General features: G+C 63.4%; 15 protein-coding genes. 5 read left to right on the top strand and 10 right to left on the bottom strand.

What is annotated here, in order from left to right; translation table 11 throughout:
* The first annotated feature begins 2 nt into the window (after positions 1-2).
* Positions 3-593 carry an acetolactate synthase small subunit gene (gene ilvN, locus ACP15W_RS02085; RefSeq protein ID WP_424931166.1) on the top strand — a complete coding sequence of 197 codons (591 nt, stop codon included), beginning with the start codon at positions 3-5 and terminating at the stop codon, positions 591-593.
* Positions 594-792: 199 nt separating this feature from the next.
* On the opposite strand, the gene ACP15W_RS02090 is transcribed toward ilvN, so the two are convergent.
* On the bottom strand, positions 793-1,614 hold the full coding sequence (locus ACP15W_RS02090; RefSeq protein ID WP_424931167.1) for an arginyltransferase: 822 nt from the start codon (positions 1,612-1,614) through the stop codon (positions 793-795).
* A gap of 100 nt (positions 1,615-1,714) precedes the next feature.
* Positions 1,715-2,188, bottom strand: coding sequence for an RDD family protein (locus tag ACP15W_RS02095; protein WP_424931168.1), 474 nt, complete (start codon positions 2,186-2,188; stop codon positions 1,715-1,717).
* A 305-nt stretch (positions 2,189-2,493) separates the two neighbouring features.
* Between ACP15W_RS02095 and ACP15W_RS02100 the strand changes: the two genes are divergently transcribed.
* Positions 2,494-3,309: a sulfotransferase family 2 domain-containing protein gene (locus ACP15W_RS02100; RefSeq protein ID WP_424931169.1), complete on the top strand. Its 816-nt coding sequence runs from the start codon at positions 2,494-2,496 to the stop codon at positions 3,307-3,309.
* A gap of 42 nt (positions 3,310-3,351) precedes the next feature.
* Here the strand turns inward: ACP15W_RS02100 and metA are convergent, their stop codons facing one another.
* The 3 genes from metA to ACP15W_RS02115 all read right to left on the bottom strand — a co-directional run bounded on the left by metA (position 3,352) and on the right by ACP15W_RS02115 (position 6,493).
* Positions 3,352-4,269 carry a homoserine O-acetyltransferase MetA gene (metA, locus tag ACP15W_RS02105; protein ID WP_424931170.1) on the bottom strand — a complete coding sequence of 306 codons (918 nt, stop codon included), beginning with the start codon at positions 4,267-4,269 and terminating at the stop codon, positions 3,352-3,354.
* Positions 4,270-4,390: 121 nt separating this feature from the next.
* A complete protein-coding gene (locus ACP15W_RS02110) occupies positions 4,391-5,257 on the bottom strand; it encodes an ATPase (protein WP_424931171.1) in 867 nt (288 codons plus the stop codon).
* Positions 5,258-5,359: 102 nt separating this feature from the next.
* On the bottom strand, positions 5,360-6,493 hold the full coding sequence (locus ACP15W_RS02115) for an OmpP1/FadL family transporter (protein WP_424931172.1): 1,134 nt from the start codon (positions 6,491-6,493) through the stop codon (positions 5,360-5,362).
* Positions 6,494-6,839: 346 nt separating this feature from the next.
* Between ACP15W_RS02115 and ACP15W_RS02120 the strand changes: the two genes are divergently transcribed.
* On the top strand, positions 6,840-7,226 hold the full coding sequence (locus ACP15W_RS02120) for an ArsR/SmtB family transcription factor (RefSeq protein ID WP_424931173.1): 387 nt from the start codon (positions 6,840-6,842) through the stop codon (positions 7,224-7,226).
* Positions 7,207-7,737 (top strand): SRPBCC family protein, encoded by a 531-nt coding sequence (locus tag ACP15W_RS02125; protein ID WP_424931174.1) that lies wholly within the window; start codon positions 7,207-7,209, stop codon positions 7,735-7,737. The genes ACP15W_RS02120 and ACP15W_RS02125 overlap by 20 nt, the downstream gene beginning before the upstream one ends.
* 70 nt (positions 7,738-7,807) lie before the next feature.
* Here the strand turns inward: ACP15W_RS02125 and ppa are convergent, their stop codons facing one another.
* The 4 genes from ppa to ACP15W_RS02145 form a co-directional block, all read right to left on the bottom strand.
* Complete coding sequence (gene ppa, locus ACP15W_RS02130; RefSeq protein ID WP_424931175.1) at positions 7,808-8,344, bottom strand: inorganic diphosphatase; 537 nt, start codon at positions 8,342-8,344, stop codon at positions 7,808-7,810.
* A gap of 123 nt (positions 8,345-8,467) precedes the next feature.
* Complete coding sequence (locus tag ACP15W_RS02135; RefSeq protein ID WP_424931176.1) at positions 8,468-9,175, bottom strand: nucleotidyltransferase domain-containing protein; 708 nt, start codon at positions 9,173-9,175, stop codon at positions 8,468-8,470.
* 175 nt (positions 9,176-9,350) lie between these two features.
* Entirely contained in the window at positions 9,351-10,250 is a 900-nt protein-coding gene (locus ACP15W_RS02140; protein WP_424931177.1) for a DMT family transporter, read from the bottom strand.
* On the bottom strand, positions 10,247-10,972 hold the full coding sequence (locus ACP15W_RS02145; RefSeq protein WP_424931178.1) for a YdcF family protein: 726 nt from the start codon (positions 10,970-10,972) through the stop codon (positions 10,247-10,249). The genes ACP15W_RS02140 and ACP15W_RS02145 overlap by 4 nt, the downstream gene beginning before the upstream one ends.
* Before the next feature lie 195 nt (positions 10,973-11,167).
* On the opposite strand from ACP15W_RS02145, the gene ACP15W_RS02150 reads away from it, so the two are divergent.
* On the top strand, positions 11,168-12,520 hold the full coding sequence (locus ACP15W_RS02150; RefSeq protein ID WP_424931179.1) for an aspartate aminotransferase family protein: 1,353 nt from the start codon (positions 11,168-11,170) through the stop codon (positions 12,518-12,520).
* A gap of 87 nt (positions 12,521-12,607) precedes the next feature.
* Here ACP15W_RS02150 and ACP15W_RS02155 read toward each other — a convergent pair whose 3' ends face one another.
* A complete protein-coding gene (locus tag ACP15W_RS02155) occupies positions 12,608-13,528 on the bottom strand; it encodes a GSCFA domain-containing protein (RefSeq protein WP_424931180.1) in 921 nt (306 codons plus the stop codon).
* Positions 13,529-13,596 lie beyond the last annotated feature (68 nt).

Genomic DNA, 13,596 nt, shown 5'->3' on the forward strand with positions numbered 1-13,596 from the left:
ACATGAACGCACTGGCGATCAAGAAGGGCGCGAGCCGCCATTCGGCCTACGATCTACGCAACCCCATGGACGACCGGCAGGAGACGCATACGCTTGCCGTGCTCGTGGACAACGAGGCGGGCGTGCTTGCCCGCGTGATCGGGCTGTTCTCGGGGCGCGGCTATAATATCGAGAGTCTCACGGTTGCGGAGGTCGATCACGAGGGGCACCTCTCGAGGATCACCATCGTCACCACCGGGACCCCGGCGGTGATCGAGCAGATCAAGGCGCAGCTTGCGCGGATCGTGCCAGTGCATGGCGTGAATGACCTGACGGTCGAAGGGCCCTCGGTCGAGCGCGAGCTTGCACTGATCAAGGTGGCGGGAACGGGCGACAAACGCGTCGAGGCAATGCGGCTTGCGGAGGTTTTCCGGGCGCGTGTGGTGGACACGACGCTCGAGAGTTTCGTGTTCGAGATCACCGGGGCGCCCGAGAAGGTGGATGCCTTCGTCTCGCTCATGCGTCCGCTGGGTCTGACGGATGTGGCCCGGACCGGAGTGGCGGCAATCGCCCGTGGTGTTGGTGGCGCGGTTTCTGCCCGGCCCGTGCCCTGAAGGAACCGGCCTGCGCGGCCCTCCGGGCGGCGCAGGCCGGTTCCGGTCTGACCCTCAGGCGGCCTTTGCCGCCATCAGGAGCGCGCAGGTGCGCGCACTATTGGTAGTTTTGCGCCGCGCCTGTTGGCGCAGCGCGACTGCTCTCCAGGTTAGCAAACCTATATGAAATCCCGTCTAGGCGGATTGCCGGACGTCGGGGCTACTTCGTGCCGGGCAGTTCTATTGCGGCGAGCTGCGCGCGGATGGCCGTGGCTTCGCTGCGCTCATGGGCCGAAGGGGCGCGATCGGCATCCGTGACCGGGCGCCAGCGCCCGTCGGCGAAGATTTCCATCGGATCGTAGCGCGCCTTGTAATCCATCTTGGAACTGCCGGGGACCCAGTAGCCGAGATAGACATAGGGCAGGTTGGATTCCTGGGCGATGCGGATGTGATCGAGGATCACATAGGCTCCCAGGCTCTGGCGGGTGAGGTCCGGGTCGAAGAAGGAATAGACCATGGAGACGCCGTCGGACAGGATGTCCGTCAGGCAGACCGCGATGAGTTCACGGCGCCCGCCGTTCTCTCCCGGGCGGTAATACTCGATCACCCGGCTGCGCACCGGGGTTTCCTCAACCATTGCGGCGAACTCGTGCATGTCCATGTCGGCCATGCCGCCGGTGGCGTGGCGGGCATCGAGATAGCGGCGGAAGAGATCATACTGGGTCTCGGTGGCCCAGGGGCTGCGCGCGAGGCGTTCGACCTCGGCGTTGCGTTTCAGGATGCGCCGCTGGCCGCGGGAGAACTTGAAGTCGCTCGCGACGATCCGGGCGGAGAGACATGCCGTGCACGTGCCACAGGAAGGTCGGTAGAGCACGTTCTGCGACCGGCGAAATCCCTGGTGCGAGAGAACGTCATTTAGGTTGTTCGCGCTGTCGCCTTGCAACGCGGTGAACAGCTTGCGTTCTACCTTGCCATCGAGGTAGGGGCACGGCTGTGGGGCCGTGACATAGAACTGATGAGACTGCGGCAGCATATGTCGCATGATCGGCCCCGGTTTCCTCCTTCTTGAACGCAAAAGTTAGCAACAGGTTTCGTACCCGGGCAACTTCTTTCTTTGGGTGTTGTTACCGCTGGAGATCCTGTCAGTCCGCCGGGCGGTTGATCATCGCCGTTCTCAGGAACAGATCGGGCACAGACTGGCGGTAGCGGGTGGTGAGGATGGTGACGCAGCTCACGACCTGGATCACGAACACCGTCATGGCAACGATGTAGCCGAGCGTGTGCAGGAAGGCGGTGATCGCATCGAATCGGCTGCCATCATGGCGGCGCAGTTCGATTCCCATGAAGCGCATGCCCCAGGTGGCGGAGCGGGACGCGATGGTGGAGGTCCGATAGATGAGGCTGGTTGCGGCCATGATGAGCGGAAACGCCGCGAAACCGAAGCCCAGGGTCACGATTCCGAAGATCAGTCCGATGGGCAGGGCGATGGCCAGCGTGATGGCAAAATCAACGCCCCAGGCCGCGAGACGCCGCGATGGTACGCCCTCGTAGAATTCCGCGTTGGTGTCCGGGTCGGGGAGGCCCGGCAGGTATCCGGCAAAAGCGGCCGTCTGCATCCGTCGTCTTCCTCATGGTGGTGTGCAACTGAGATGGGGGTGTTCGCCCCGGGGTGCAAGGGTTCTGCCCCTGCCGCTGCCCGGTCGGCACCCACACCCGAATTTCGCCTCTCGGCTGAATCTTGCTTACAAAACCAAGCTCAGGTTGTGGTTCGGTTAACTCTCTCATAACGTGATTGGCAATTGGGATAATTTCAATGGGTCGCATTATTGCCGGGGGCTCTGCCATGGGCCGCCCGAAGGTGTGCCTTTTTGCGTTGTCCCGTCCTTTTCGATGTTCTGCGGCAAGATCCGGGAGAGTTTGGGTGATCATATCCCATTCGAAAAAATTTATCTTCATCAAGACGATGAAGACGGCGGGCACCTCCATGGAGGTTGTTCTTTCCGATATCTGCGAAGACGGGGACGTGATCTCGCCACTGGGCGAGGCAAGCGACGAGCAACTGCGCGCAAAGGTGACGGGGCGCAACCCGGTGAACTATCGCTACAGCTTCCGCGATTGGCTGAGGCTTGGGCGGAAGGACAAGGCCCTTGCATTCCTGACCGACTACTATCGCTCGAAGTTCACCGAGCACATGCCGGCTGCGCGCATCCGGCAGCTTGTGGGCGAGGACATCTGGAACAGCTACTACAAGTTCACCATCGTCCGGAATCCCTACGACCGGTTCGTGTCACGCTACTTCTTCGATCTCCACAAGATGTATGTCGCGCCGAACAAGCGCGAGGCGGCGCGCCCGAACTGGGGCATCGAGACCCCGGACGAGTTCATCCGCTACAAGCCCGAGAGCGTGAACGAGAACTGGCGGATCTACTCCGACAAGGACAGGGCGCTGGTCGACAAGGCGGTGCGCTACGAGCATCTGGCAGAGGATCTGGCGGAAGTGAGCGCGCGGATCGGACTGAAGGACAACCTTTTCGACCGGATGAAATCCGTCCGGACCAAGAGCGGTATCCGGCCCAAAGGCAGCAAGTCGGTCGAGGAACTTCTCGGCCCGGAACAGAAGCTCTCGATCTATCTGCTCTGCCGCCGCGAGTTCGAGCTCTTCGGCTACGACATCGGCGAAGACGTGCGCGAGCTGCTGCGGGGCGAGGCACCGCGCCGGATGCTCAGAACCGCCTGAGGCACGCGCACTTGCGACGAAATTTGACCTGAGCCCGGAGGCTCAGGTTCCGATCAGGTCCATCTCGAAGGGAACCGTCTGGTAGATCTGGTTGATCCAGTTCCCGTAGAGCAGGTGGGCATGGCTGCGCCAGCGGTTGATCGGCGTGCGGTTCGGATCGTCCTGCGGGAAGTAGTTTACCGGCATGGAGATCGGCCCGCCCTTGGTCAGGTCACGGGTGTATTCGTCGCGCAAGGTGGTCGAGTCGTATTCCAGGTGGTTGACCATCACCAGCGCGCGGTGATCCGGATCGTCGATCAGGCAGGGGCCAACGTCCTCGGAATGGACCAGAATCTGGAGATCCTGGTTCAACTCGAGATCTTCCGGGCGCAATTCGGTCCAGCGGCTGACAGGCACCGTGAAGCCATCCGAAAAGCCGCGCAGGAAGGACGAGGTGGGTTCGATCGTCACGTGGTCGAAACAGCCGAATGCCTTGCCGGGCAGCAGGTGTTTCGGGATTCCGTGGAAATGGTAGAGCATTGCCATGCCGCCCCAGCAGACCCCGAGCGTGTGGTGCACGTTGGTCTGGGTCCAGTCGAAAATCTCGCGCAGCTCTTCCCAGTAGGAGACATCCTCGTATTGCAGATGCTCGACCGGCGCACCGGTGATGATGAGACCGTCGAATTTGCGACTGCGGGCCTCCTCGAAGGTCTGGTAGAACGACTCGAGATGATCCATCGCCGTGTTCTTGGGCTTGTGCTCGGTCATCCTGATCAGTGTCAGCTCGATCTGGAGCGGGGTCGCGCCAATGAGCCGGGCAAACTGGATCTCCGTCTGCTCCTTCTTCGGCATCAAGTTCAAAAGCCCGATCTGCAGGGGGCGGATATCCTGCCGAAGTGCGGTCTCCTCGGACATGACCGCAACGCCTTCGCGGCGGAGAACATCATGCGCGGGCAGGTCTGAGGGGATCTTGATTGGCATTTGACTTCTTTTTCCGGGGAAAATTGTCGGGGGTCCGACCTAGATAGGACGGGAGGCCGCGCACTGCAACCCGCGGTAGTACAACGCTTTCGTGGGAATGCCGATCAGGGCGCCGGGGGCGTCAGCCCTCGTTGCGCCGCGCGATGGCCGCGGCGATCAGCTCGTCGAAATCCTCCGGATCTCGGACAGATCCGGCTTCCATGGCGTCGACCGTGACGCCCCAGCGGTCGGCAATGGCCTGGTAGCGGGGCAGGCGGTGGTCGAGCAGGGCGCGGTAGCCATGGCGGATGAACTCGTCGGGATCGACCTCATCGGGCTTCTCACCCTGTTCCGCGAGATAGCGCTCCCAGAGTTCGAGCAGGAACGGCTCGGAGTAGTACATCGGCTTGGGCGCGCGATCAAACCGGCGGGCCAGCAGATCGAGGTGGGCTTCCGTTCCGCGGATCCAGACCGGGAGCAGCGCGGAGGTGAGCGTTGCCATCGTCTGGTCGTCGGCCTCGGGATCGACGATTTCGCAGAGCGAGCCGGAAGTGTCGCAGACGAAGTTGTCGTAGCCGTAGATCTCGTTGGCCTTGCGGATGAAGAGGAGGGCGTCACGTGTGGCGGCGATTTCCGCGTCGCGATGCTGGCGCTGCCGGTGGAGATATTCCTCGAAGGGGATGCCGCCCAGGTCCGGGTTGCCCGGTTTGCCGAGATAGGCCGAAAGTGGCTCGAGGTTGTGGAACGAGATGTTGGAGGCGATGTAGATCGAATCCGTCAGCAACAGGCGGCGCAGATAGGGATTGCGCATGGCCTCGTGCTTGAAGTTGTCGACGATATGCTCGCCCATGTAGCGGGTGCCGATGCGGAAATCGACGGAGTAGTGGAACCACTCGGCCTCTTCGCGCAGCATTGCGGACAGCCTGGTCTTGCCGAGGCCCGACATTCCGAATAGCGCGACGCGCTTGTGCCGGGCGCCAAGCCAATCTTTGGGGGTCTCGTACAGCATCTGGGGTCTCGCGGCAGTCCTGTGGTTTGGGTAGCCGCGCCCGGCAGCCGATGCAAGCGACTGCGCAGGATTTGATTAATTTCTTTCCCGTCGGGCAGATGCTCAGAAGGTATAGCCGAGCCGAAGCCCCGCGCTCCAGACGGAGCCATCGTCGAAATCGGTTTCGAAGCCGTTGCTGGTGCTTCCGAGGTGGCCAAAGGCGAAGCCGCCGGTGATGTTGATCCGCTCATCGACGTCATAACTCATGGCGGCGGCGCCCAATGTGCGGCCGTCATAGGGGCCGAGCGTGTTGAGGTTGGAGCCGCCTTCGGAGGGCTCGTGGATGATCGAGAGCGATCCTGCGAGCTTGTCCGTGATCTGGCGGCCGATGCCGAGCGTGTAAGTGGTGTAATCCTTCTCGTAGTTCACGAGCGGTTCGCGAAACTCCGCGACATAGGCTTGCGGGGCCATCTCGAAGACCGACCATTCGACCCAACGGATGGAGGCAAAGAGCAGCGTGTCCTCGGCGATGCCGGTCTGGAACTCCAGATCGACCGATTGCGGGAAGGTGACTTCGGTGGTGCTGTCGAAGGCCTGCCATTCCTCGGTGTCGTAGCGGATCGTGACTTCCGAGGCGTAGGTGAGCGCGACCCGGAGCGCGATCTCCGGGCGGCTGTAGGCGATCCCGGCGAGATAGCCTGTGCCCCAGTCGGAGCCGGTTTCGACGCTGTAGTTGAAGAGGAAGGGCACGTCGGCGGAGGCCTCCGTCCAGAGCGCGCGCACCCCGCCATAGATCTTGAGGTCGGGGCGGATGTCATAGGCGATCACGCCCGAGACCTGCCAGGTGTCGAGGGTCGCCGTCGTGCCCTCGTAGCTCAGAACGGCTGGTGAGAAACTGTCGGGTCCGTAGTCGGTGTTGGCGCCGAAGGGCTGATCGAGGAAGAGCGCGTAGGAGAGCCGCGAGTTGATGTCGCTCTTGAAGCTGCCGGAGAGGCTCCAGTACGGATCGAAAAGGTCCGAGGTCTCGCCGGCGAGCGGGAGCGGCACCGGAAGGCCGGTAAAGCCCTGTGGCAGGAGCGCGTCGTCGCCGCGCTGATGGGGGTCGGTATAGGTAAGGCCGACCTCACCATAGGTGCCCTCCTCGAACAGGATGCGCGTGGTAGAGGGCAGGGTCCGGTCGATGCCAGCGGCGCTGGCGAAACCGACGGAACCAACAAAGGCGGCGAGGCCGAGGCCGGCATGGGTGATGGGGCGCATTGTCCGGGTCCGTTTCCTTCAGGCTCGTGGCAATTTGCGTTCTGGCGTGCCTCGGCGAGGCTCCGGGCGATCAGCGGTCAGCAGCGGGCGACGCCCTTTCCCGACATGCCGGTAGGATCGCGCTCTGATTGTGTGAAATCAAGACAATTTTAGTAAAAGTAGTGTTCTATGTACGGAGTTGCCCCACATCTACCCGGTCACGTCAGGGAAAGGGTGGTTTCTCCGACATCGACCAGATCAGCAGCGCCCCGGCCTTTGCCCCGCCGGGGCGTTCGCTTATCTGTCGGCCATTCTTTCATTTTACTATTTCGTTGAACGAAGGCCGCGTGCATGGTAATTATACCGTATGGTTGAATCAGAATCGGTTGAAATCAGCTCCGTCTTCCAGGCGCTCGGCGATCCGACACGCCGCGGGATGATCGGGGCCCTGTCGGAGGGGGAACGCACGGTGAGCGAACTGGCCGAACCCTTCGAGATGTCGCTGGCGGCGGCATCGAAGCACATCAAGGTGCTGGAGAAGGCGGGTCTCATTCGCCGGGAGATCCGCTGGCGGACCCATGTCTGCCATCTCGAGCCCGAACCGCTCGCCCGGGCCCATGCCTGGCTTGCGACCTATGAGCGTTTCTGGACCGGACGTCTCGATGCGCTCGAACGGCTCCTCCGCGAGGAGGACCGCAAGGCTTCCAGATCCGAACCTTCAGGAGACAAGGGCAATGGACCAGATGACACTTGATCCGCGCGCGGAATTCCTCGATCCGACAAGCATCCAGTTGCGGCGGACGCTTCCCGGACCCATCGAACGGGTCTGGGCCTACCTGACCGAGAGCGACCTTCGCTCGAAATGGCTCGCATCAGGCGAGATGACGCTGGAGGTGGGGGCGCCCTTCACCTTCACGTGGCGCAACGGCACGCTGACCGCTCCGGCCGGAACTCCGCCCGAGGGAATGACGGGCGAGCATTCCATGGAGAGCCGGATCACCGAGCTCGATCCGCCGCGAAAGCTCTCGTTCACATGGGACGTTACCGGCGGGGTGACCTTCGAGCTTGAGCCGGACGGAGACGAGGTGGTGTTGACGGTGACGCACAGGCGGGTCGAACGCCGCTCGCTGCTGGTGGGTGTCAGCTCCGGCTGGCATACCCATCTCGACCTTCTGGCCGTGCGGCTTGCCGGGGCCTCGCCCGAGCCGTTCTGGGATGGCTTCAGGCGCAACCGGGCCGACTACGAGGCCCGCATTCCCCAATAGGTCGGGCCGGAAAAAGACGAAGGCCGGAGCGTCGCCGCCCCGGCCCTCTGAAACCTGACGCGGATGCGTCTTACTTCTTCATCGTGTCGAGCGAGGTCTGCAGGATCGACTTGGCTTCCGCCTTGTCGCCCCAGCCGATGACCTTCACCCACTTGCCTTCCTCGAGATCCTTGTAGTGCTCGAAGAAGTGCTTGATGCGGTCGCGGGTTTTCGGAGCGACGTCCTCGAGATCCTGGATATGGGCCTGGAACGGGTCGATCTTCTCGGCCGGCACGGCGATGAGCTTGTCATCCATGCCGCCGTCATCTTCCATCTTCAGCACGCCGATCGGGCGGCACTTGATGACGTTGCCCGGGTAGAGCGGGAAGTCGCAGAGCACGAGAACGTCGGTCGGGTCGCCATCTGCGTGGAGCGTGTTCGGCACGAAGCCGTAGCTGCAGGGGTAGAACATCGGGGTGTTGACGATCCGGTCGACAAAGACCGCGCCGGAATCCTTGTCGAGCTCATACTTGATCGGTGCGCCGCCCGCGGCTCCACCGGTGATCTCGATGACGACGTTGATGTCCTCGGGCGGGTTCTTGCCAGCCGGGATCATGTCGATGTTCATGCGTATTCTCCTCGTTCCACGCAACGCTGGCGCTCGCCTAGCATGTGCGTCGGCGCAAAAAAAGGGGGCTTGAACCGAGGTATTTACCCTGTGCCTCCATGGTCTCGCCTCCACGGGCCCGGCTCATGCGTGAGGCGGCGCATCGTTGCGCCATTCGGCGAGGGGACCGCCGCAGGACGCGTAGATGTCGCGGACGACCTGAATTGCGTCAACGGGATCCGCGGTAATGAAAAGCGTCTCGAAGGCGGACAGGTAGTCGACGCCGAGCGTTCCCTCCTCCTGGCGTAGGGTCCGGACGATGTGCTTACCAGTTGCACTCCATTTTCCGTTGATCCTCCGGTGGTGATTGAAAGCGTAAGAAAACAAGGAGGCACCGATCGCTCGTATCTCCGCGGGATCGCTCGCACCGCCAAGATCGTCGAGCAGATCACCTGCAGTATAACGTGACCGATCCACCTCGTCCGGGGTCCAAGCTCTTGGTCCCGCTGCGAGGCCGAGCGAAGCGTCTGCCTGGAGTTGTGCGCTGATTGCACCCTCGATCAGGGGAATGCCTTCGGCGATCATGTGCATCAGCGACGGCACGCCACGCTCTGCGTCCTGCGCAAAGAAGACGCGCAGCGAGTGCGGATCATGGACGAAGGTCTCGCATAGCCGGTTTTCCAGGATAAAGCTGTCCCGCCAGGCATTGGCCAACCGTGCATGAATGACCACTAGGTCGATGTCGGAGGTTGGCGTTCCATCTCCGCGCGCCAGGGACCCTGCCCAGTAGGCCGCTACGGCTTCTGGGTGGCGGTTGGCAAGGATGTGCTGAGCAATTTCAATGGGTTTCATGGGGAGTAAATAGCCTTGGCTTTGTGCTCAAAAAAACTCTCGACCGCGTGAGGGCTAGTAACGACGCTAGCGCAGCCCGTTGCAGACGGTTTGCAACATTAATGGAAAGGGCTTGATCAACCGAGGTATTTACCCTGTGCCTCCATGGTCTCGCCCCCACGGGCCCGGCGGAAGCTCAGCGCAGGCCCGGCTCGCGCGGGCGCCGCTCCGCGACGATATTGAGCAACACGCCCCCGATGATGATCGCGCCGCCCGTGAGCACGAAGACATCGAGGGGCTCGCCATAGAGCGCGAAGCCCACCAGCGCCATCACCGGCAGGCGCAGGAATTCCATGGGCGCCACGATGGTTGCCGGTGCCGCGGCCAGCGCGGAGGTGAGCGCGAAATGGGCCGAAACGCCGGTGAAGCCCGCGACGACCAGCCAGGGCAGCAGCTCTGCCGTGGGCAGCGGAATGCCGCCCGACGCGAGCGAGACCGCGATCGACATCACCGTCTGGCTCAGGGTCATCCAGAAGAGCAGGCACAGGGTCGAATCGTCGTGGACGATGCGGCGGGTGTAGATCGAGGTCAGCGCGAAACTCACTGCCGCGAGAAGAGCCGCGCCATGACCGAGATCGAGCGGGGAGACACCGGGCCGCGCGACCACCAGAACGCCGAGAAACCCGACCAGCGCGGCGAGCGCACGGGTACGGGTCATGCTCTCATGGAGCAGCAAGGGCGCGAGCACCGCGACCCAGATCGGGTTCGACATCTCCAGCGCGACGAGCTGCGCCAGCGGAATGGCCGCCACGCCGTAGAACCACGCGTTCTGGCCGACATAATGGACCACGTTGCGCTGCATGTGCCGCCCGAACTGTCGGGTGTGGACAGGCGCGAAGCCCTGGCCGAGCCTCAGAACGGCCAGAAGGACGATCAGCCAGCCGATAAGCGAGCGATAGACCATGAGTTCGAATGTGGTGAATTCATCCGACACCGCGCGCCCGGCAATCGCCATGGCGACGAAGGAGGCCATGGCGGCCATCATCCAGGCCAGCGCCAGCCAGGGGCGCGAATCGGGGGCGGCGGATCGGCTCATGCGGAGAGGATCATGGCGTGCGGTTCTCCCGCCAGCAGGTCGGAGGTGTCCGACTGTTCATAGCCCAGGGCATTGAGGGTGAGCCAGACACCGAGTCGGCCGACATTGAAGGACCAGGCGAGCGATTCGCGGGCCACCCGGCGGGCCTGCGCGCGGAAACTGCCCTTGCCGAAGGCCGTGGCGGCGGAGACTTCCACCGGGTGATAGCCGGCCCAGCGGAACGAGGCCCAGGCCCGGCCGAGGTGATAGCCATCGGAGACCAGGATCACTGGCCCGGCCTCCTCGGGCGGCAGGGGGGCGCGGGAGAGTAGGGCGTTCTGCAGTGTCGAGCGCGAGGCGTCCTCGACGGTGATGGCCTCGGCCGGCACACCGGCGGCGATGGCGACTTCGGCCATGGCGCTCCCGAGGCCGGGCAGGTTCGGATTGCCGTGGCCGCCGGTGAAATGCATCCGCGGCGCGAGGCCCTCCTCGTAGAGCGTGATCCCGTGATTGAGCCGATCGCGGGTGTCCGGGCCGGGGGCGCCATCCTGGAGCACACCACCGCCCAGCACGACGATCACCGACGCCGTGCCCGGCCGGGTGTCCACATGCGTGAGCCAGAGCGCGTGCGCGACCACGCCCGCCCCCGTGAGGACGAACAGGAGAACCACGATGAGAAGGGCGTTGCACAGCCACAGGAGTGGCCGGAACGGTCGGGGGAGCTGCACGCTTGCGGCTTTCATGCTGCATGGATCCGGTTGCCGTTGCACAGCATATGATCAGTTTCCGGGCCGCGAAACCGCAAATTCCGCATGTGCCGTGGCCGTGATGCGCCATTGATACGGACCGGGGCAACTTCTGTGGTGCTTTGGGAATTTTCCGGTCAGAAGTGGACGATATTCTCCGCTTTCACGCCTTCTTCCCGAGGAGTCCCGTTCATGCACCGATCCCCGTTTCTCGCCCGTGCCGATGCAAGCCTCCTGCGGTATGGCGCGCATTTCTTCGAGCGCGAGATCGTCGGGGCGGAGGGCAGCCATGTGATCGCCGCGGACGGCCAGCGCATACTCGATTTCACCTCCGGCCAGATGAGTGCGATCCTCGGTCATGGGCATCCCGAACTGCGCGCGGTGGTGCACGAGTGGGTCGACCGGGGGATGCACCTGCATTCGGCGATGCTGAGCGAACCGGTGCTCGCGCTTGCCGAGGGTCTCATCGGGATGACGCCGGACGGGCTCGACCGAGTGCTGCTGCTGACCACGGGGGGCGAGGCCAATGACGCCGCGATTCGCCTCGCGAAACTCGTGACGGGTGGGCATGAGGTGGTGAGTTTCGCGCAATCCTGGCACGGCATGACCGGCGCGGCGCACGGGGCGACTTATTGTGCCGGGCGCAAGGGCTATGGCCCGCCCGCGCCGGGCAATTTCGCGATCCCCGTCCCGAACCCCTACCGCCCGCGCTTTCCGGGCGTGGATCTTGATTGGCGGGTCGAACTGGACGATGCCTTCAGGCAGATCGACGCGCAATCTTCCGGTGCTCTGGCCGCCTTCATTGCCGAGCCGATCCTCTCGACTGCCGGCATCCTCGAACTGCCCGAGGGCTATATCGCGGCGCTGAAGGCGAAATGCGCCGAGCGCGGCATGCTTCTCATCCTCGACGAAGCCCAGACCGCCATCGGGCGCACGGGGCTGATGTTCGCCTTCGAGCGGGATGGCGTCGTGCCCGACATCCTCTCGCTCTCCAAGACCATCGGCGCGGGGCTGCCGCTCTCTGCCGTCATGACCAGCGAGGCCATCGAGGCGCGGGCGCATGAGCGCGGGTTCCTGTTCTACACCACGCATGTCTCCGATCCGTTGCCTGCGGCCATGGGGTGCAAGGTGCTGGAGATTGCCCGGCGCGACGATCTGCCGGCGCGCGCACGGACGCTTGGCACGCGGCTGAGATCGGGCCTCGAGGCGCTGGCGGACCGGCATGAGAAGATCGGCTGCGTGCGCGGGCGCGGGCTGCTCCTCGGGGTGGAGGTGGTGACCGACCGTGAGAGCCGCCGGCCGGACGATGTATTCGGGATCAGGGTTATGGAGATCTGCGCGCGCGAGGGGCTCAACATGAACATCGCCGCCCTGCCGGGGCTTACGGCGGTGTTCCGGATCGCGCCGCCCCTGACCGTGAGCGAGGCCGAGATCGACCAGGCGCTGGAGATCTTCGATGCAGCCCTGGGCGATGCGGCCCGCGAGGGCGCACCGCCCGTTGCGGAGGCCGATCAGGCCATGGCTGTTTCCGGCGCCGGTGCATAGCCCAGGCCGGCTACGCACTCGGTACTGGCGCCCACAGTTTGGAGGCGCGCGATGTCGGGCTTCAGGCCGGGGGCAATCGCGGATCCATCAAGCCGCGCAATAGTGCTTGCCGAAGACGTTCATGATGGTCTCGACGATCTCGGGTTTGATGTGCCGGTTGTCGTCCCGGTAGGGGTCGGTGAAATACTCCTTCACGATCTCGTAGGACGGGAAGTAGTAGACGTTCTCGCGAGACTGCGAGATGGCGCTGTCGATTGCCACCCGCAGGATCGCTTTCGAGACCGAATTGGCCGAAAGGCAGCTGACGTCCCGGAATGTCGCCATGAGCGGGATCGGCGAAAGCGTGAAGACCAGATTGCAGTCGGGCATGTGGGTCCCGACCAGTTCGCAGATCCTGACCAGGTTGTCCCGATTTTCCTCGACAGTGCTCAGGCGGAACCCGTGCCGCTCCTCGTCGAAGATCGAGGAAGGCACCGCCCGCCAGAAGGCCCGACCCGATTGCTTGTCATACCAGATCTCGGAAAGGCCAAGCGTGATGATGAGGGTGGACGTGGATTTGAGCAGGGTTTCCGTGTTCTTCCGGACATCCTCGTCAGGGAAGGCGATTTCCTTGTTGGCCCCGAACCAAAGGCCCTCGGTCAGGCTCAGGCCCTCGAGCGCCCATTCCAGCTGCTCCCGGATCGCGAAGGAATTCACGATCCCCTCGCCGAAACGGATGATGTGGCTGTTGAGCGAGAGTTTCTTGCCGAGGACGTTGTAGCCGTTGGCTTCGAGCCATTCGCTGATGTTCTGGGCAAAGCAGCTGCCGAAGGCGGTGACGACCGAATCCTTGTCGATGAGCGGCCTGTCCGGCAGCCAGCCCTTGAGAATGTATTTCTCGATGGCCTCGGAGTCCCGGAGAAGCTTCTTCGAAGGGATGAAGTTGATCTGGTTGCCGCGATACCAGGTTCCGTTGAACCTCTGTGCATGCTTGCCCGTGCGGATCACGAGGTCTTCGAGGTCTGTCATGTGTTCACCATCTCAGCCGTTGGCCCCGGTCGTTATGCTAGAGGTTGAAGAGCGGGATGCCCAGTGCG

Origin of the sequence: Amaricoccus macauensis, assembly GCF_049800915.1 — a bacterium.
Taxonomy (GTDB): Bacteria; Pseudomonadota; Alphaproteobacteria; order Rhodobacterales; family Rhodobacteraceae; genus Amaricoccus; species Amaricoccus macauensis_A.